Annotated in this window: 14 protein-coding genes; 5 read left to right on the top strand and 9 right to left on the bottom strand. The window is 37.4% G+C overall.

The window, feature by feature from the left end:
- The first annotated feature begins 362 nt into the window (after window positions 1–362).
- The gene (locus P4L16_01360) at window positions 363–671 is read left to right on the top strand and encodes a hypothetical protein (GenBank protein ID MDR3623769.1); all 309 of its coding nucleotides are present in this window, start codon (window positions 363–365) and stop codon (window positions 669–671) included.
- Between the two features lie 123 nt (window positions 672–794).
- Here the strand turns inward: P4L16_01360 and P4L16_01365 are convergent, their stop codons facing one another.
- Genes P4L16_01365 through P4L16_01385 form a run of 5 tightly spaced genes read right to left on the bottom strand, consistent with a single transcriptional unit; the run spans window position 795 to window position 6095 of the window.
- Window positions 795–977 (bottom strand): hypothetical protein, encoded by a 183-nt coding sequence (locus tag P4L16_01365; GenBank protein MDR3623770.1) that lies wholly within the window; start codon window positions 975–977, stop codon window positions 795–797.
- Between the two features lie 13 nt (window positions 978–990).
- Entirely contained in the window at window positions 991–2289 is a 1299-nt protein-coding gene (locus P4L16_01370) for a dihydrolipoamide acetyltransferase family protein (GenBank protein MDR3623771.1), read from the bottom strand.
- 8 nt (window positions 2290–2297) lie between these two features.
- The gene (locus tag P4L16_01375) at window positions 2298–3263 is read right to left on the bottom strand and encodes an alpha-ketoacid dehydrogenase subunit beta (protein ID MDR3623772.1); all 966 of its coding nucleotides are present in this window, start codon (window positions 3261–3263) and stop codon (window positions 2298–2300) included.
- Window positions 3264–3296: 33 nt separating this feature from the next.
- On the bottom strand, window positions 3297–4304 hold the full coding sequence (gene pdhA, locus P4L16_01380) for a pyruvate dehydrogenase (acetyl-transferring) E1 component subunit alpha (GenBank protein ID MDR3623773.1): 1008 nt from the start codon (window positions 4302–4304) through the stop codon (window positions 3297–3299).
- Window positions 4305–4331: 27 nt separating this feature from the next.
- Complete coding sequence (locus tag P4L16_01385) at window positions 4332–6095, bottom strand: SulP family inorganic anion transporter (protein ID MDR3623774.1); 1764 nt, start codon at window positions 6093–6095, stop codon at window positions 4332–4334.
- A gap of 148 nt (window positions 6096–6243) precedes the next feature.
- Between P4L16_01385 and P4L16_01390 the strand changes: the two genes are divergently transcribed.
- A complete protein-coding gene (locus P4L16_01390; GenBank protein ID MDR3623775.1) occupies window positions 6244–8718 on the top strand; it encodes a glycogen/starch/alpha-glucan phosphorylase in 2475 nt (824 codons plus the stop codon).
- On the opposite strand, the gene P4L16_01395 is transcribed toward P4L16_01390, so the two are convergent.
- Window positions 8715–9101, bottom strand: a complete 387-nt coding sequence (locus P4L16_01395) for a VOC family protein (protein ID MDR3623776.1) — start codon at window positions 9099–9101, stop codon at window positions 8715–8717. The genes P4L16_01390 and P4L16_01395 overlap by 4 nt on opposite strands.
- 152 nt (window positions 9102–9253) lie before the next feature.
- Between P4L16_01395 and P4L16_01400 the strand changes: the two genes are divergently transcribed.
- The 3 genes from P4L16_01400 to P4L16_01410 all read left to right on the top strand — a co-directional run bounded on the left by P4L16_01400 (window position 9254) and on the right by P4L16_01410 (window position 15381).
- Window positions 9254–11149: a hypothetical protein gene (locus tag P4L16_01400; protein MDR3623777.1), complete on the top strand. Its 1896-nt coding sequence runs from the start codon at window positions 9254–9256 to the stop codon at window positions 11147–11149.
- Between the two features lie 126 nt (window positions 11150–11275).
- A complete protein-coding gene (locus P4L16_01405; protein MDR3623778.1) occupies window positions 11276–13345 on the top strand; it encodes an adenylate/guanylate cyclase domain-containing protein in 2070 nt (689 codons plus the stop codon).
- Window positions 13342–15381 (top strand): adenylate/guanylate cyclase domain-containing protein, encoded by a 2040-nt coding sequence (locus P4L16_01410; protein ID MDR3623779.1) that lies wholly within the window; start codon window positions 13342–13344, stop codon window positions 15379–15381. Before P4L16_01405 ends, P4L16_01410 begins: the two co-directional genes overlap by 4 nt.
- Here the strand turns inward: P4L16_01410 and P4L16_01415 are convergent.
- The 3 genes from P4L16_01415 to dnaK all read right to left on the bottom strand — a co-directional run bounded on the left by P4L16_01415 (window position 15378) and on the right by dnaK (window position 19588).
- On the bottom strand, window positions 15378–16511 hold the full coding sequence (locus P4L16_01415; GenBank protein MDR3623780.1) for an ATP-binding protein: 1134 nt from the start codon (window positions 16509–16511) through the stop codon (window positions 15378–15380). The genes P4L16_01410 and P4L16_01415 overlap by 4 nt on opposite strands.
- A 74-nt stretch (window positions 16512–16585) precedes the next feature.
- Window positions 16586–17686, bottom strand: a complete 1101-nt coding sequence (gene dnaJ / locus P4L16_01420) for a molecular chaperone DnaJ (protein ID MDR3623781.1) — start codon at window positions 17684–17686, stop codon at window positions 16586–16588.
- 6 nt (window positions 17687–17692) lie between these two features.
- Window positions 17693–19588 (bottom strand): molecular chaperone DnaK, encoded by a 1896-nt coding sequence (gene dnaK / locus P4L16_01425; protein ID MDR3623782.1) that lies wholly within the window; start codon window positions 19586–19588, stop codon window positions 17693–17695.
- Window positions 19589–20096 lie beyond the last annotated feature (508 nt).

Here is a 20096-nt window from a genome sequence, read left to right on the forward strand (position 1 = left end):
TGTGCGGCCTCTAGGGCCACTTTCATTTTAAATTCTGCCGTATATTGATTGTACTTTCCCATAGTTGCTATCCTTTCTGCGTTTAGTTTATCAGAAAGTTGCGCGATTTGGGGTGTCTAAATTTCGGGGTCCATTATAATGCAACGTACTCGTTGAAAACGCTATCACAAAATATACATAATAATTTTTTGCATTTTACGTTAACATGTCATTTCTATGAGAAGAATTTTCTTATAATTTCCTATTTTCTTTCGTAAAACATCCCGCTCCTAATTGCTGCTGTTATCTTTAAAAAAGAATCTGGAAAAAAATTTGATGATATAATTAGAACTGGATCTTTACTACATCTGATTTCAGATAAAATGAAATTTGTTTTAGAAAACAACAATTTGACTGGGTGGCAAACATTTCCGATAAAAATTTTTGATAAACAAAAACGTGAAATTGTAGGTTATCATGATTTATCCATAACTGGTATATGCGGTCCTGTTGATTGGAATAGATCAGAAATCATAGAAAAGCGTTTGGTACCAACAGGTCCATTTGGAAAATATTACAAAGGATTGTACATAGCACTAGATCAATGGGGTAAAAGCGATTTTTTTCTTCCTAAAAACTATGCTGGAATTATTGTATCATCAAAAGCTGCAGATGTTCTCAAAAAAAAATAGGCTCACTAACATAACACTACAAAACCTTACCGATTTTGAAAAACGTGTCTATAGACAGATAAGTTAGAAATCAGCGTTAGCATATCAGCTAATGCCCGTACAATGTGGAGAGTCCAGGTTAATTTAATCTTGAACAATGTTTGGCATGCTCCTTAAGGCCACTCCTTCAATTCTATTGTCAGGAGTATCAGGAATTGTTCCACCCCACATAGATCTTCTACCTGTTGAATTGCTAACCGATGTTAACGTATTTGGTGCATTTTCAACAGGATAGTATTTACTGTCGCTTTCTAATGGCATTGTCATAAATTCAAACTCCTTATAAAAGTAAGATAGATGGATTTTCAAGAACATGTTGTAACTCTTTTAGGAAAGCAGCAGAGGCAGATCCATCGATAACTCTGTGATCTGCAGAAAGAATTAGATTTAAGAGCTTTCCTGGAACTACAGCGCCTGCCTTAACAACAGGTTTATCCATGATGCCACCCACTGCAAGAATGGCAGCTTGCGGCGGATTGACTATCGCAGTAAAAGTATCTACGCCAAACATTCCTAAATTAGAAATTGTGAAAGAGCCTCCCTTATATTCATGTGGCTGAAGCTTTCCATTCCTTGCTTTGTCTGCAAGAAATTTTACTTCACTTGCAATTTGACCCACATTTTTAAAATCGGCATGGCGCACAATAGGAGTGATGAGTCCTCCTTCAAAACTAACTGCAACAGAGATGTCTATTGTTTTAAAACGAACGATTGTATTATTTGCTGCATTAAAGCCACTGTTAATACCAGGATGCTTTCGTAAAACAAGGGCCGCAGCTTTTAAGATGAGATCATTATAAGTTACTTTAATGTCATGATTTTTTAACTGATCACGAAGAGCTACCAGAGCAGATACATCGATTTCCACTCCTACATAAAAGTGGGGTACAAACATTTTTGCTTGCTGAAGTCTTTCTGCAAGCACTTTTCTTAAAGGTGAAAGTTTTTCCTCTTCATACGTGCCAGATGGGATGTCAGGGTGTTTGTTGCTGCCAAAAACAGCTCCTGCATCCATTTGAGCAGTTGCAAGATCCTTACTTGTCACTCTGCCACCTGGGCCTGTAGCCGTTGCTGTTGCAAGATCTAGATTTTTTTCTTTAGCAAGCTTTCTTGCAAGTGGAGATGCTTTAACGCGGCCCTTTTCATCAATGGATGTGCTCCATGGCCCTTCGACATCTATTGGAGGCTCTATTGCAAATAAAGTCTCTTTAAATGCAGCCGTTGTTGGTTGTGGCTTGTTTTCTTTTATTATGGATGTTAAAGATTCCTTTTCTGTTGTAACAGAACCATTTTTTACAGGCGCAATACCCTCTGGAACATATCCTTCTATGCTTTCATCTTTTTTTTCAGTAAATATTGCAACACTTTGATTGACAGGTACTTCATCCCCCGCCTGAACTAATATCTTGCGCAGCCACCCCTCATCGAGAGCTGCATGCTCAACTGTTGCTTTATCTGTTGCAATTTCAACAAACACTTCATTGGCTTCAATAAATTCGCCCTCTTTTTTAAGCCATTTTGCAATTGTTCCTTCTGTCATCGTAGGAGATAGCTTGGGCATTGTAAATGTAAATGGCATAAAAACAATTACTCCTTATTGAGCGCTTTTTTTACTGAGTGGATAATACGATCGACATTTGGCAGAGTCTTTTCTTCTAATACTCTAGAATAAGGCATAGGAGTCTCTTTTTGGCACACCCTAACAAGGGGTCTGTCAAGGTAATCAAAACAGTGCTCTATTACTTGAAATCCAATTTCTGAGGCAATGCCTGCAAAGGAGTGTCCCTCTTCAACAATCACACATCCATGTGTCTTCCTAATTGAATTACAAATCGTTGCAATATCTAAGGGTTTTACCGTACGAAGATCGATAAGTTCTACCTTAATACCTTGTTTTGCAAGTTCTATCGCCGCAAGCTCACAAAATAAAACCATTCTGCTATGAGAAACAAGCGTAATATCACTTCCTTGAGTTACAACGCGCGCTTTTCCAATAGGAACCAGATATTCCCCGGTAGGAATGTCCATCTTATCTCCATAGGAAAGCTCCGACTCTAAAAAAAGAACTGGATTATTATTACGTATTGCAGACTTTAGTAGTCCTTTTGCATCATAAGGGTTACTAGGAGCTAAAATAATAAAGCCTGGAAAATTACCATAGAGTGCTTCTACGCAATGTGAGTGCTGACTTGAAACTTGTGCTGCAGACCCATTGGGTCCTCTAAAAACAATAGGAACAGAAAATCTATTTCCTGACATGTAATACATCTTGCATGCGTTAGAAATAAGTTGGTCTGCTGCAACAAAAGAGAAATTCCAGCTCATAAATTCAACGACAGGACGCAAACCCGTCATTGCAGATCCTATTGCAAGGCCTGCAAACCCAAGTTCTGAGATAGGACAATCGACCACCCTTTTTGGACCCCATTTATCCAACATACCCTTTGTGATCTTGTAAGCACCATTATAAGCACCAACCTCTTCACCTAATATGCACACGCGACTATCCATTTGCATCTCTTCATCAAGTGCCTGTCTAAGTGCTTCTCGCATTTCTACTAACTGAGTACTCACAAAACCCCTTTTTTAAGGTGCAAAAACATCTTCCTCTAAATGGATAGGATCTGGCCATGGACTCTCTTCAGCAAACCGCATCGATTCGACCATGCAATCCTTTGCTTGTTTATCCATTATCTTATACAAATCCTCTGTCAAAAAGCCCTTTTCTATTAAAATATTTTTTAAAATGAGAATAGGGTCTTTAGACATACAAGCATGCAAATCTTCTTTTGAGCGATAAAGACCAGGATCAGAAATCGAATGTCCCCTAAAACGCTCAGTAACAACTTCTACAAGAATAGGCTCTTCTGTCCTACTCATCTCTTCTTTTAAAAACTTAAAACCAGCAAAACAATTGAAATAATCCATACCATCAAACGTATAGCTCTTCATATTATAGCCAGGAGCTTTTCTCTCTGCTATCTGATCTACTGCAATTGCAGTTGTAGCAGATGTTCCCATCCCCCACTGATTATTTTCGATAATATAGATGCAAGGAAGCTTCCAAAGAGCTGCTAAATTCAAAGATTCATGAAAAGAGCCTTGTGCAACAGCACCATCTCCTAAAAAGCAGAGTGTACACTCATCTTTTTTACCTAAATACTTAGAAGTAAATGCAGCGCCCGTGGCAATAGGTATCTGTCCACCTACAATGCCATGCCCTCCTAAAAGTTTTTCCGTAAAAAAATGCATAGAACCACCCCTGCCCTGTGCATTGCCAGTAACTTTTCCATAAAGCTCTGCCATAAGAGCGTCAGGTGTTGCACCTAGAAGTAGCGCAAGTGCATGACAACGATAAGAGGTTACATACCAATGCTCTTTTCCAAATACACGGTAGGCTGCTACTTGAATTGCTTCTTGCCCCATATAGGAGTGAAAAAAACCTCCAATATGGCCATGTTGATATGCAGACTCAGCTCTAATTTCAAAATTACGAATTAAAAGCATTTGCTTGAGATCTTCTAATAAAACATCTTTTGCAAGCTCTTCAAGAAGCAATTTTTGATTGCTTGGAAAAAAATTATATCTAGCCATCACTACCTAGTAAAGTTTCATACGCGATTATAGCACAGCACTCTTGTTTTCTGCCTCCAGTTTTTTTTGTGCAAATAAAAGAGCATCATCAATATGAGCAAAACAATGCTCTTCACCTATGAGTTCATATAAACCTATCTTTTGCAAAGCTAAAAGAACTTTCTGGTTAATACCAGATAAATACAAAGTAATTTCTTTTTCTAAACAGCGCTCATAAAAAAGTTGTAGTGAGCGCAATCCTGTCATATCAATAACAGGTACATGGCTCATTCTTAAAACGATAATTTTTATATCTTTTCGATCATAGCGCAAAGCTTCACTTAAAACATCTGCAGCACCAAAAAACAGTGGGCCATTGATTTGAATCACTTCTACGCCTTCAGGAATTTCTTTTTTAAAAAGAGCGTCTGGATCTTTTTGCTCGCTATTTTCAAAGAGAGAACCTGTAAGTACTTTTCTTGTTAAATTTGTAGCATCTGCCATACGTTTCATAAAAAAAAGTGCAGCTAGTAATATGCCGATCTCTACTCCTACTGTAATATCTATCAAAATAGCTACAGCAAAAGTTACAAGCATGAGTAATGTATCACCTACTGGACCTTTAAAAATTTCTATAATATGACCCACCTCTGCCATATTCCATGAAATTACAATCAAAATCCCAGCAAGTACTGCAAGAGGAATCGTTGCAGCACCATTTGCAAAAAAAAGCATGATAAAAAAGAGTGTAACTGCATGAATTATGCCTGCAACGGGCGTCTTTGCCCCCATGCGGACATTAGTAGCCGTTCTTGCAATTGCACCCGTTGCAGGAATTCCTCCAAATACAATTGAAAAAATATTGGCGATGCCCTGTCCCATAAGCTCACAATTTGACTTGTGACGATACCCCGTCATTCCATCAGCAACGGCTGCTGAAAGAAGAGATTCAAGCCCTGCAAGCACTGCTATTGTGATAGCATCTGGCATAAGCAGCCGCACATTTGCAAGAGAAAAATTTGGAAAAGAGGGTGCTGGCAGAACAGATGGAATAACTCCAAATTTTGTATGAATTGTTTCAGCGGGTAAATCCAAGAGATACACAGCTATAGAGCAAAGAATAACCGCTATAATTGCCCCTGGAATTCTTGGAAAATATCTTCTAAAAAAAAGTATCGTAAAAATAGTAAAGAGACCTATACCAAGAGCCCATTGATTGAGTGTTGTAATATTATTTATGACTAATTGCCACTTCCCAAAAAAATCAGTTGAGGATGCTGCAATACTTAGTCCAAAAAAATCGTTCATTTGAGATGTAAAAAGAACTACGGCAATGGCTGCAGTAAGACCTGTAATTACAGGGTAAGGAATAAATTTTAAAAAGGCTCCAAAACGAAAGATACTCATCAAAATAAGTAAAAAGCCACCCAAGACTGTTGCTATTGCAAGTCCTTCATAACCAGTCCTATTAACTATATCTAGTACAACAACAACAAATGCACCCGTAGGTCCTCCAATTTGGACTCTACTCCCCCCTAAAAGAGAGATCAAAAAACCTGCAATAATCGATGTAAATAAGCCCTTTTCAGGAGATAGCCCCGATGCTATTGCAAAAGCCATTGCAAGAGGCAGTGAAATAATCCCTATCGTAATCCCTGCAGAAAGGTCATGTGCAAGCGTTTTAAGGGTATACCCCTCTTTCAAGCAAGTTACAAGCTTGGGAACAAATTCTTTCAAACGCAGTTGCCAATGTACTTTAGTAGAAATTACAGACATAAATTCATCAATTTTTGAGTTGGTGTGTATATACACCCTAAACCCCTTAAAAATCAATCGATTGTTTCTTGCAGTTACCTGAGTTAAAATAGTAAATTAACTAATATTTAATTTTTTGCTTTACAAAAGATGATCTACCAGTAGAATGGAAAATAAAACATTTACAATAAGGAATAGGACTCTTATGAAGAACTCACAAGAATCTCAAGAACCTCTAGTTAACCACACAAACATCGACTCTACCTTCCTAAAAAAGTCTATTATCCACCACCTCAACTATACCATTGCAAAAGATCGCTATACAGCAACAAGAAGGGATGTCTACACATCACTTGCCTATACTATACGCGATCTTATGATAAAAAGATGGATGGAATCTCAAAGAGCCTATTACGACCAGGATGCTAAAAGAGTCTACTATCTCTCCCTAGAATTTTTAATGGGGCAATCGCTAAAAAACAGCATGATCAACTTAGGAATCTATGAATATTGTGAAGATGCTATCAAAGATCTTGGATATGACCTTGAAGAGATGAGCTATATCGAATGGGATGCGGGCCTTGGTAATGGCGGCCTTGGAAGGCTTGCTGCTTGCTTCCTCGATTCAATGGCAACCATGGGTCTTCCTGCTTACGGATATGGAATACGTTATGAATATGGTATTTTCTATCAAAAAATTGAGCATGGATACCAGATAGAAACTCCTGACAATTGGCTGCGTTACGGAAATCCTTGGGAAGTTGGCCGTCCAGAATACCTTTATCCTGTTTATTATGGAGGCAGAGTCCATCAATTTATGGATGAAAAAGGAATACTGCGCAATCAATGGGTAGATCGTGAAGAGGTTGTTGCCATGGCTTATGATACACCTATTCCTGGATATAACAATCGATCTGTTAATACACTTCGCCTATGGTCCGCGAAATCTTCTCGCGGATTCGATTTAAATTATTTCAACCATGGAGATTATATACGAGCTGTAGAAGATAACAATCGCACTGAAAATATCTCTCGCGTGCTTTATCCTAATGATAATATGTTTGTTGGAAGAGATTTACGTCTTCGTCAAGAATACTTTCTTGTTTCTGCAACACTACAAGATATTGTTAGACGCTATAAAAAACACCACAAAACACTTGATGCCTTTGCAGACAAAGTAGCAATTCAACTCAATGACACACACCCCTCTCTTGCTATACCAGAACTAATGCACCTATTCATGGACAGAGAAGGCCTTTCTTGGGATAAGGCATGGGATTTAACCAAGAAAACATTCAGTTACACAAATCACACTATTTTACCAGAAGCCCTCGAAAAATGGCCTGTAAAACTCCTTGAAAATATGCTTCCAAGACACTTGCAAATCATTTATGAAATCAATAGACGTTTGATGGAAGATGTAGGAATCCACTATCCAGGTGATGTGGGCAAATTGGCAAGAATGTCCTTAATTGAAGAAGGCTCAGAGAAAAAAGTGAGGATGGCAAATCTTGCAATTGTTGGAGGCCATGCTGTCAATGGAGTTTCTGCTCTACATTCCGATCTATTAAAAGCTCATCTTTTTAAAGATTTTAATGAATATTACCCTAACCACTTTCTTAATATCACCAATGGTGTCACTCCCAGACGCTGGCTTAAACTTTGCAACCCTAACTTATCAAAGCTCATTACAGATTCTATTGGAGAAGCTTGGGTTACAGACCTTTCTTTACTCTCAAAACTCACTACATTTGCAAACGACAGCAATTTCTGTAAAGAATGGGCCAAAGTTAAGCAAGAAAATAAAAAGGTACTTGCTCAACACATTCGATTCGGCCATGAAATTGAGGTGCATGCTGAATCTTTATTTGATTGCCAGGTAAAGCGCTTTCACGAATACAAAAGACAGTTGATGAACGCACTTCACATGATCACGTTATATAACCAAATCAAAGACCACCCTAATGCTCACTATGTACCCAGAACAATCATTGTAGGCGGTAAAGCAGCTCCTGGCTACTATATGGCAAAGCTAACAATTAAGCTTATTTGCAATATTGCAGAAATCATCAACAATGACCCTGTTGCTAGTAAATTCTTAAAAATTGTGTTTATGCCTAATTACCGTGTTTCTCTTGCAGAAATGATCATTCCTGCAATTGACCTATCAGAACAAATTTCTACTGCTGGCTTAGAGGCTTCTGGAACTAGTAACATGAAGTTTGCGCTTAATGGTGCTTTGACAATTGGAACACTTGATGGTGCAAATATCGAAATCAAAGACCTAGTTGGCGATGAAAATATCTTTATCTTTGGTCTTACTGCAGAAGAAGTACTAGAAACTAAACGCTCTGGCTACAATCCCTATGAGTACTACAATAAGAATGCCTCCCTCAAGCGCTGCATTGACCAAATTAGAGATGGCTTTTTCTCACCAGACCAATTAGGCCTCTTCAAACCCATTGTCGATAGCCTACTTTCAGGTGGAGATCACTATCTCGTGCTTGCTGACTATGAAGCTTATATATCTTGTCAAAAAAGAGTGAGTGCCGCCTACAGCAACCAAGATGCATGGACACGCTCTTCTATTCTAAACGTTGCAAATATGGGCAATTTTTCTAGTGATAGAGCCATTGCCGAATATGCAAAACTATGGAATATTAGCTCTATAGATATTTAATGCTCATGATCTCCTAGCATCTCTACGAGTTGAAAATGATTGCCATCTTGGTCAACAAATAGTTGCATCTTGACATGTCCTACAACTTCTTCAATGTCGTCTATAGCCTTTACACCCTTCTTGAGAGCGTCGGCTTTGGCTTTTTCAATATTTTCAACAGTAAATGTCAATACAGCATTCTCTCCTGGCTTTATCTTCTCTTTGCCGCCCCTCATCTGGGCAATTCCAAGCCTTGCACCACCCTCTGATCCTTGAAGTTCAGCCCAACCATACTCTTCATTAGAATTCATTAGCCTTAACCCAACATTTTCTGTATAGAAATGGATTGCTTTTTTTAAGTCCCGTACAACAATCCAAACAAGTCCCATCGATTTTGCATACATATTTTTTCTCCTTGAAAAAGTTCATTCAAGTTCATAGCACACAATAAAATAGTTCACATACTAAAATTTTAGACAAAAAATTCAATCTTTATAAAAACTTAATAAAAAATTGACAAACTACTGAAATTACAAGAAATGCAGGATTTGAACTTATGGTAGCAAGCATTGCGCTCAACTGCGCACATTTTAATTTAAGTAACCATGTAGAGGCTTACGCCTTAGACGGACAACAACATCTATACGTAAGCCAGCTAAGCGCCATGCGCGCAAGCACCCTCGATGCTCAATGGGTTTCAACTAATGAAAAATCTAACTCCTCGTTTGGCACAATTGGAAATATTATTTTAATTTTTAAGCTTACAGCTCCACTTATAAAAATAGGCTGTAATTACCTACAGCAAACATTAGAATTTACTGCGATTAACTTATCTTCCATTGTGCAGATATTAGAAAAAGGCATTAACAAAGTTCTTGACTATGCAGGTCCTATCCTCAACATTGCCTGCGCAGTTTCCTATGTAGCCATGATTACACTTGGCCATACCTTAATTGGCGCATTTGGCATTGCAGGGCTTGCATTGATTGCAATTAAGCGCTATGGATACATGCCAGGATACATAGAAACTATTTTAACTCCCGTTGAATACTTAAGCTTATTTTATACAGCTCTCACAAACCCACAAAACATTGTTTTTAAAGCTTTACATCTTATCAGTGTAACTCTTGGCTTCCTCAATTACATTACTACAAATGAATATCTAATCCCCTACTTACCAGATTTTCTTACAAATGGATCTCCAGGGGAACATATTATTTCCCCAGAAAGACATCTAGCATCTATTATAGATGCTAAAGATCTTGTTATGACAATTCTTGAAAAAACGTCAAATTTTGAATTAAACTACTCAGCATTACATGCAAAAGAAACAAATGCGTTTTTACCTGAAGATGTTCTTAAAGATCTTGAGCAAATTTCTTTCGAAACTCTTTTTACTCAAATTGAACAAGAATGTACTCAACTTAAACTTACCAAAAATGAAGCTGGCTGGAAACGCCTTAAAGGCAGCATTATCAATGATCGTTGCACGGATGTGCGCCCCCCTAATTTCGATAAATTCCGCATCGTATTTAAAGCACTATTATCAAAAATAGTAAACGACAAACTCAACTTTGGATCAAAAGTCCAGGAACTTGCTGAAACAGGTACACAATGTACAGAAGGATGGCTTAGAGCTATCAATGTTATGCTAAATCCAAAATCAAAGGATGTTAAATGGTCCACCCATTATAAGCTTGCAACTCTTAGAGGAGAATTAATCAATGAGCAAATTGGTAAACTAGAACAAACCCTTAAAGCAAGCCTTCCCAAAGGATTTGAATTTTCTCTAAATGTCCTTGGAGGGAGCAATAATATCCACCTTAGTAATCAGTGTCAAGCAGGCCTTTGGCATAGATGGCGCCCTTATGGAGGAGCCGTCCACCTCCAAATCAAAGGCAGAAACATTTTTGAGCGTATTCTGCACAGAAACTTGCGTCCAAAACTGTCAACACCCATGTTCGATTTTGAAGCCCCTTTAGGTAATTTAGCAGAAAAAATACTTACAATAATGGAAGTAAATCTTCCTCTCCCCATTCCCCCAGATATGTTTTTAGATTTCATCAACACAGATTTATTAAAAACTTATACTCCAGAATTGCTTATAAAGTATCTTTACGAAAAAATTAAACCTGAATACCGGATAGAAGAAAATTGCACGGTATGTTACAGAGATATCGCATGGAAACCTATCCAAGAATGGCTAAGCGACATATCTCAACGTAATTTTAATGTTTTTAAGACGAATGACCAAAATGCGCAAGAATACAATGCAAGTAGTAATGTTTCAACTTACTATGATCCACGTATTGTTGACATGGACGATTACGATGAGCCTCATCTTACAGAAGAGGGTGTTCGTCTATTTTTATGGGATCTGGGAATCATACAAACAAAAGAGTGCCTTTCTTATTATAAACACTTAAATACGTCTAAAAAACAAACGTCTTAAATATAACTTGTTTGTGTATACCGAAACGCATTGAATATTAAAAAATATTATGCACAATTCCATATGTATACACAAACCAATTCTTGAACTTGTTTGTGTATAAGTAAAATTATGCATCGTTAGTTTATGGTAAGCACTGCTAATAAATACTCAATCAAACACATTCAGGGAATACCGCTGCGAACTACTATAGTTGTATTTGCCCTGTTCATGATACTACTTGGAGCAATTGGCGTTGGCATCACCGCCTTTTTCTCTTCAAAACAAATTGTCAATAACTTATGGAAGGTTATTTCTGAAGAAGAAGGTAAAAATTCAATTAACCAAACTGTAAATTTTTTTCAACAAGCAACCATCCAAAGTAAAACAACTATCGACCTTTTTCAAGATCATATCATCAACATCGATAATCAAACCCAAGTAATTAATTATTTTTATACCAAACTACAAGAACACCCTAGTTTTCAATGGATTTTTATCATCCAGCCAGATGGCGCTTCCATTGCAGCTTTTCGAGAAACAAATGTAGCGGGCATTTTCGTTTGGATCTCTCATCCAATAAATAGTAAAAATCAAGAAGTCTCTCTTTACAAATATGAACCTGGTAAAGCCTTGCAACCCATAAAAAAAGAAAATGCTCCCTTTCATGATAAATCTCTTATCTACAAACTAACGCATCAACACCCAAAAGGAGTCTGGAGTAACCCTTACGCCTATAAAATAGTTAAAGGTATTGGTATCGATTATGGAAAAGCGATTTACGTTGATGGGATTTTCAAAGGCGTACTTGTCATCGAGTATGAACTTACCGAACTGCAACGCTTTTTACATACGATGCAAAAATACAAAACCCACAATATGTACCTACTTACTAAAAATGGCGATATTTTGGCAGATCGCACTAAATACTATATAAGTGAATCTCTTGCATCTGGCCTTGTCAATATTCAAAATTCAGATGACGATGCTTTAAAAAGTGCATGGCAAGATGTAAAAAAACAATCCTCTTCAAAAGGTGTTATAGAAACAAAAACGTCTCTTGGATACTTTGACACCCTACCTGAAATTACAAACACACCATGGATTGTCATGACACTCATTTCAAAAGAGGAATTTTATGCCCCAATCCAAGAACAAACAAGACACTCTATCCTCGTTGCAGGATCTATCTGTTTCCTTTGTATTCTTTTTAGCTTTCTATTCTTTACACATGTGTCTAAGCGCTTAAAAGAAATTGCAAATGAAATGTATTCTCTCTCTCAATTTCATGTTTCAACTAAAACGTTCTCTAATACTGTATCAACTATCCAAGAAGTAAATATGATGAATAGTGCAACAGATCAATTAAAACATGGTATTCAGTGCTTTGCAAAATACACTCCTGCAGAACTTGTTTCACAGCTTATTCAATCAGGAAAACCTGTAACAATCGGTGGTGAAAAAAAGAATATCACTGTGTTGTTTGTAGATATTGTTTCCTTCACATCTTTTTCAGAAACATTTCCAGCTGATATAACCATGAGCTTGTTAGGAGAATACTTGAGCTCTATGAATGAACAAATTGAATCTACAGGAGGCATCGTTGATAAATACATAGGAGATGGTCTCATGGCTCTATGGGGCGCACCAAAAACTCTTGATAACCACGCTTTATGCGCTTGTAGGGCAGCTCTTAAAATGAAGAAAAAATTACTAGCACTGCAACAAAAATGGCAAAAAGAGGGAAAACCAGAACTGCGCCACAGAATGGGTATCAATACAGGAAACGCTATTGTGGGTAATATTGGTAGTGACACAAAAGTGGAATATACTGCAATTGGGGGCATTGTAAACCTTGCAAGTAGACTAGAATCTATAAATAAAACATATGGCACAGAAATCATTGTAGGTCCTGACATTGCAAATCCTCTTTCAAAAGAATTCTTATTTAGACCTCTTGATTTTACTCTTCTCAAAGGAGAACAAGAGCCCATCATCATCTATGAACTCATTTGCCCTCTTGAGGAGTCAACAAGTACTTTAACAAAATCTATCGAAGTTTATGCCCAGGCATTAGAACTCTACAAAAATAAAAAATTCTTTGATGCTGAAAAGCTATTTGATCATGTAAGTGAACTTTCAGGACATAATGATCTACCCTCTATCTTTATGGCAAAAAAATGCCGTACTGAAGGTTTAAAGAAGGGGATAACATGAGTGAAAATCTCTCTTCAAATAAACCTCATGGCTTTGCATTACGTACAACACTTATTGTAAGTATTATAATAATGATTCTACTTGGCTCAATAAGCGTTGGGGTTTTGGCATTCATTTCCTCAAAAAAGATTGTCAACGACCTCTGGGAGGAGATGTCTACTCAAATTGGAAAAAATGCAATCGATCAAATTGCAACTTTTTTTAATCAAGCAGAACCTGCAACTCAAGAATTACTAGACCTTCTACAAGGCAAGTTAATAGATATTGATAATGACAAACAACTACTCGAATATTTTTATCATGCCCTACAAATTAACCCAGCATTTCAATGGATGTTTTTGGATAGACTTAATGATACAGCAGTTGCTGCTTTCTATGCGACAAAAGAGGCTGCAATTCATTTTTGGCTTCAAAAAGGTCCTCACACAGAGCTTTTTAAATATGGCAAAGACAACTCTTTTGAATTGCTACAAAAAATTACAACACCTACTAACAAAGAATTACCCATCTATAACCTAGCACTAAAGCACCCAAGTGGAATTTGGGGAGAACCTTATCTTTATAAAACCATTCCTGGCATCGGTATAGACTTTGGTAGAGGAATTTATATCGATGGGGAAATTAAAGGTATTGTAGCTATTGAATATGAGCTTTCTCAGCTTAAGTTATTTTTTGAAAGCTTAAAAATATATGCATCTCATCAAATCTATCTCGTCAATGCACAAGGTGACATCCTTTTAGATTCCGATAAAGATTATGCTAAAGAAAGTGTGCAAACAGGCTTTACTAACATCAAAAACAAAAATAATCCCGATTTGAAAGAGGCATGGGAATCTATTTTAAAACAGTCTTCTAAAAAAGGCGTACTACACACAGAAAATGCTCTTGGCTTTTTTGAAAAGGTTCCTATGTACACAAGCACTCCCTGGATATTTGTCATGCTTATTTCAAAACATGAATTTTATGAGCCAATCCGCATGCAAACTCATATCTCATTCTTTATTGTATTATCCATCTGTTCTGTCTGTATCCTCCTGAGTCTATTCTTCTTTTCTCGCATTTCTTGTTCTTTAAAAACTTGTGCAGAAGAGATGTATCGATTGACACAATTTAATTTCTCTAAACAATTTCTAGCTAGCAAACTTACATGGATAAGGGAAGTAAATGCGTTAAACATTGCAATTGACCATTTAAAACAAGGGCTTCAATCCTTTGCCAAATATGTACCTGTTGAACTTGTTTCTAGTCTAATTAAGACTAATAAGCCTCTTACAATTAGTGGAGAGAAAAAAGATATTAGCGTGCTTTTTGTTGACCTTATCTCCTTTAATTCTTTTACAAAAACATGCTCTGCCAACACAACAATGAAAATACTTGGAACCTATTTAAGTGCCATGTGCGCTGAAATAGAGTCAACAGGAGGCATCGTTGATAAATATGTAGGAGATGGTCTTATGGCCTTGTGGGGCGCTCCAAAACCCCTTGAAAATCATGCTTTGATGGCCTGTAGAGCAGCACTAAAAATGCAAAAAAAATTACAAGCGCTTCAAAAAACGTGGACAGATCAAGGAAAAATAGAACTACACCACAGAATAGGTATCAACACAGGAGATGCTATCGTTGGAAATATAGGCTCAGAAACTAAGATGGAGTACACAGCAATTGGGGACACAATAAACCTTGCAAGCAGGCTTGAATCCATTAATAAAGAGTATGGCTCAGAAATTACTATTAGCCCGTTTGTTGCAAATCTTGTCTCTAAAGAGATGCTTTTACGCCCTATTGATTTTGCAAAAGTACGAGGTAAAAGAGATCTTATCTTAATCTACGAACTCATTTGTCCTCTCAGTGAGGCATCTGATGCATGGATACAAGCTGTTGAAACTCACTCGTCAGCTCTTTATGCATATAGAGATCACAAACTCCAAGAGGCTGCAAAATTATTTAGCCACGTAAGTGAAATTCTTGGATTTCCAGATAAGCCCTCCATGGTCATGGCAAGAAAATGTTACAATCCTAATAATGAGCGTTTTTAAATACTTTTTAATCCTTTAACAGAAATTCGTTCAGATAATGGATAATCTACATCCCCTGGATAAATAACGTATAGATGATCTAACTGTAAATCATGAAGAGCTGTATGCATCGATTTGGTTAACTGCGGAGCATCGCTATACTTAAATTCAAATCCTGTTAAAGTCCCCTTCTGATGCAAAATAAGATCTACTTCAGCACCACCATAAGTTGACCAAAAATAGCAATCTTGGCTTTTGGCTTGCCTATGTCTAATAACCTCCTCGAGAGCAAAGCCTTCCCAAGATGCACCTAACTTGGGGTGAACTTGTAATTCATCTTGGTTAGATATATTAAGAAGAGAGTGGAAAATACCGCTATCTCGAAAATAAATCTTTGGAGCCTTAACTTGGCGCTTGCTTATATTTTCATGCCAAGGTTGTAATTTTCTAATCATAAATGTTCCAGCAAGTATATCTAAGTAACGCCGTATCGTGACATCAGAAGTCCCAAAAGATCTTGCAAGTTCAGAGCTATTAAAAATATTACCATGATAATGTGATAGCATTATCCAAAAACGACGTAATGTATCTGGTGGGATTTTAATACCTAAATTAGGAATATCTTGTTCTAGAAATGTACGAATATAAAATTCTCTCCAATCAACGCTTTCTTGTTCTGTTTTAGCAAGAAATGAACGGGGAAACCCCCCGCGTATCCATAGTTTTTGTATATCATCTACTTCCTGAAAAGAAAAAGGAGTAAGCTCTATATAAGCAATCCTTCCAGCAAGACTCTCTGAGGATTGTCGTATCAATTCACGAGATGCACTTCCAAGAATAAGATAGCGCTGATTGTTTTCTTCTCTATCGACTAAAACACGCAATATGGGAAAAAGATCAGGTATACGCTGAATTTCATCAATGATAATAAGACCAGACAAAGACTCTAGTGTCAGTGTGGGATTTACAAGCCTTTGTACATCAATGGAGGCCTCCAAATCCAAATAATTATTTTTTGAAAAATTCACTTCCCGCTTAGAATACATTCTCGCAAGCGTCGTTTTTCCACATTGTCGAGGTCCCAAGAGAGCTACAATTTTATGAGATTCAAAATAACGCTCAATTTGGTGAATAAAGTGTAAACGCTCCATGATTCTTCCCTGAATATTCAAACTCTAGCTTAGAATATTCAAGGAAGAATAAATATGCAATAAAGTTTTTTTGTCTAATTCTCTTTAAGAGATTTTGCAAGCTCTTGAATCATTTTTTTCTGCTCTTCGGTCAAATTCTTAGGAATTGCAACAATGACACGTACAAATCCATCTCCACAACCTACTTCTGACGTATGTGGAAAACCTTTTCCCTTCAACCGAAATACTTTACCACCTTGTGTTCCAGGAGGAATTTTCATCTTAATCGTACCACCAAGTAAGGAAATGTCAACTTCGCCGCCAAGTAGAGCTTTACAGAGGCCAATTCTTTTCTCAGTAATGATATCATCCCCCTTTCTTTCAAAATCAGGGTGCGGTTTAATCATCACAACAATGTGCAAATCTCCCCTGCCAGACGGACCTTCCTCTCCGTGCCCCTTTACCCGAAGGTGAGCACCTGTCCTTACGCCTGCTGGAATTTGTACTTTAATGTGGCTTTTATCGCTAACTCTTCCCCCTCCTCCGCACTCTGGGCAAGGAGTTTGAACGATCATTCCAATGCCCTGACAATGTGGACATGTTTGAGACATTCTTACTCCGTGACTTGAACTACTCAAATACCCAGATCCACCACAATACTTACAAGAAACTTTTTTAGTTCCAGGCTTTTCTCCACTTCCTTTGCATGTAGAACAAACCTTCTCACAAGGAAACTGAATCTCTTTCTCTATACCATGAAATGCTTCTTCTAAAGTAATTTCAAGAGCTATTTCTAAATCACTACCGCGCAATGGAGCATCTTGACTTTTTCCAAATAGATTAAATCCAAAATCTCCAAACAAGCTACTAAAGAAATCATCTCTTCCTCCAAAATGGGACAAATCTTGGAAGATGCTACTAAAATCAGCTTCTTTAAAGATATCTTCAGAGGAGTATTTTTGATCTATTCCACTATGACCATACTGGTCGTACAATTCTTTCTTTTGAGGGTCTGATAAAACAGCGTAAGCCTCGGACATCTCTTTAAACTTTTCTTCAGCCTCACTCTTCTTCTCAGGAACTACTCGATCTGGATGGTATTTTAGGGCAAGTTCTCGATAGGCGCGCTTAATCTCTTCAAGAGATGCACCTTTTTTGATTCCCAATATATCGTAATAATCGCTTTTTGATGGCATTTTTTTTTATTTTTCTCGAAATTCTGCATCCGTGATATCATCATCTTTTCTAGAATCTTGAGGATTATCTTTAGTAGTATCTTGCTTTGTATCAGCTGTAGATGAACTCTTATGCTTCTCTGCAGCTTCTTTATAAATCTCTTCTGCAAGCTTGTGAGAGACCTTAACAAGCTCTTCTGTATTCTTTTTAATGCGCTCTAAATTTCTATCTTTAATAGCACTTTTTAATTCATTCATCTTAGATTCCATATCAGCGCGCTCATTTTGACTTACCTTGTCTCCAAAATCCTTTAAAGACTTCTCCGTTGCATAAATCAATGTATCTGCCTGATTAATCGCCTCTACCTCTTCTTTTCGCTTAGCATCTTCTGCAGAAAACTTATCAGCATCAGCGACTAACTTACTAATTTCTTCTTTAGAAAGCTTTTTAGGGGCTGTAATTTTAATAGATTGCTCCTTACCTGTTCCAAGATCTTTTGCAGATACATGCACAATGCCATTTGCATCGATATCAAAAGATACTTCAACTTGAGGCACACCCCTTGGAGCAGGAGGAATGCCTACCAAATCAAATCGACCAAGCTCAACATCGTCACTTGCAAGAGGACGCTCTCCTTGTAGTACTCTTATGGTTACAGCATTTTGATTGTCACTTGCCGTTGAAAATACTTGAGATCTTTTTGTTGGAATGGTTGTATTTCTCTCAATAAGTTTTGTATCTACTCCTCCAAGAGTTTCAATACCAAGTGAAAGCGGTGTAACATCTAATAATAGAACATCTTTAACATCACCCTTAATAATAGCTCCTTGGATTGCAGCACCTAGCGCAACACACTCCATAGGGTCTACACCCCTCTCAATTTTTTTACCAAAATAATCCTCTACAAATTTTTGTACACAAGGCATCCTTGTAGGACCACCTACCATAATAATTTTATCAATATCTTTAGTTTCAAATGTAACACCCTCATTTTTTAATGCAGCTTTTGCATCCTTTAAAGCTTGTTCTAAAGGGCCTTTACAGCGATCAATGATGGGAGAGACTAGCTGATCTAGCGTTGCACGACTTAAAGTCATTGTCAAATGCTTAGGACCACTTGCATCCGCCGTAATAAAGGGCAAGTTGATGTCTGTTGTCAATGCACTAGAAAGCTCTACTTTTGCCTTTTCAGAAGCCTCTCGTATGCGCTGCATAGCAAGTTTATCTTGTGCTAAATCAATACCCGTATTTCTATTAAAGTCTTTTAAAATATGCGCAATCAAAAGAGCGTCCATGTCGGTGCCACCAAGCTGCGTATCCCCGCTTGTTGCAATTACCTTGAAGCCCCCCTCTTTCCACATCTCCATGATTGTAACATCGAGTGTTCCCCCACCAAAATCAAATACTAAGATCTTTAATTCTTTTCCTATCTTTTCAAGACCATAAGCAAGGCATGCAGCTGTTGGCTCATTAATGATGCGAAGCACCTTTAAGCCTGCAATTTCGCCAGCATCTTTTGTTGCTGTTCTTTGATTATCATCAAAATAAGCAGGACAAGTGATGACAACCTCTTCTACTTTATATCCAAGAAAGCTTTCTGCATCTTGCTTTATTTTCTGCAGAATACAAGCAGAAATTTGCTGAGGAGTGTAATCTTTTCCAAAGACATTAAATTTATAGTCTGTACCCATCTTCCGCTTAGCAGCTTGTACGGTGCCCTCTGGATTTATTGCAGCTTGTCTTTTTGCAGGCTCTCCCACCAGGCGCTCTCCACCTTTAGTAAAGGCGACATAAGAAGGAAAAGCTTTTCCAGAAGCAACGCCTGCACCCTCAGCAGAAGGTATAATGGTAGGCCTTACCCCATCCATAACAGCTGCTGCAGAATTAGATGTTCCTAAATCGATCCCTATTACCCTTGACATAATCCTTCCCTCTATATAAAAATAAATTCTTATTTATGGCAGATCTATTTTTTTAGCAAGTATTATTTTTAGCCAAAACAATGTAGGAAACTGTCATTTTTTGACAGTTTCCTACAAAATATTCTAAATTTAGTTAAACTCGGATTATGACCTGAGTTTTGAGTTTAAATGACTCAAATACTTGATAAATGGCCAAGATCATACATTTCAGGTACTGATTTTCTTGTTCTTTTAGATGGTACAGCAAATTCCAGGCATGCCATTTTAAAAAGGGCTAGGAGTGTCGAAGGATACTCTTAGGCGTTGGGAGTCAGCGGGAAAAATTTCCTCAGAAAGAACACTTAGGGGGCACAGGCGTTATGACCTTGCCAGCAATTAGGAGTGGCGATGGATTTATAAGTGTTTTCTCGTCTAGTAGGCCAAATGAAGCGGAAACTAGAGATTAAAGTCACAAAAATCAACGTTATTTCAAATAATTATCAGTAATGTTAGCAAAAAAATAATAAAA

The organism is Chlamydiales bacterium (genome assembly GCA_031292375.1).
GTDB lineage: Bacteria > Chlamydiota > Chlamydiia > Chlamydiales > VFKH01 > JARLHF01.

Coding starts and splice junctions, on each gene's coding strand:
- P4L16_01360 (MDR3623769.1), top strand. CDS start 363: ATGAAATTTGTTTTAGAAAACAACAATTTGACTGGGTGGCAAACATTT.
- dnaK (MDR3623782.1), bottom strand. CDS start 19,588: ATGTCAAGGGTAATAGGGATCGATTTAGGAACATCTAATTCTGCAGCA.
- P4L16_01390 (MDR3623775.1), top strand. CDS start 6,244: ATGAAGAACTCACAAGAATCTCAAGAACCTCTAGTTAACCACACAAAC.
- pdhA (MDR3623773.1), bottom strand. CDS start 4,304: ATGGCTAGATATAATTTTTTTCCAAGCAATCAAAAATTGCTTCTTGAA.
- P4L16_01410 (MDR3623779.1), top strand. CDS start 13,342: ATGAGTGAAAATCTCTCTTCAAATAAACCTCATGGCTTTGCATTACGT.
- P4L16_01405 (MDR3623778.1), top strand. CDS start 11,276: ATGGTAAGCACTGCTAATAAATACTCAATCAAACACATTCAGGGAATA.
- P4L16_01395 (MDR3623776.1), bottom strand. CDS start 9,101: ATGTATGCAAAATCGATGGGACTTGTTTGGATTGTTGTACGGGACTTA.
- P4L16_01370 (MDR3623771.1), bottom strand. CDS start 2,289: ATGCCATTTACATTTACAATGCCCAAGCTATCTCCTACGATGACAGAA.
- P4L16_01400 (MDR3623777.1), top strand. CDS start 9,254: ATGGTAGCAAGCATTGCGCTCAACTGCGCACATTTTAATTTAAGTAAC.
- P4L16_01415 (MDR3623780.1), bottom strand. CDS start 16,511: ATGGAGCGTTTACACTTTATTCACCAAATTGAGCGTTATTTTGAATCT.
- P4L16_01375 (MDR3623772.1), bottom strand. CDS start 3,263: ATGCGAGAAGCACTTAGACAGGCACTTGATGAAGAGATGCAAATGGAT.
- P4L16_01365 (MDR3623770.1), bottom strand. CDS start 977: ATGACAATGCCATTAGAAAGCGACAGTAAATACTATCCTGTTGAAAAT.
- dnaJ (MDR3623781.1), bottom strand. CDS start 17,686: ATGCCATCAAAAAGCGATTATTACGATATATTGGGAATCAAAAAAGGT.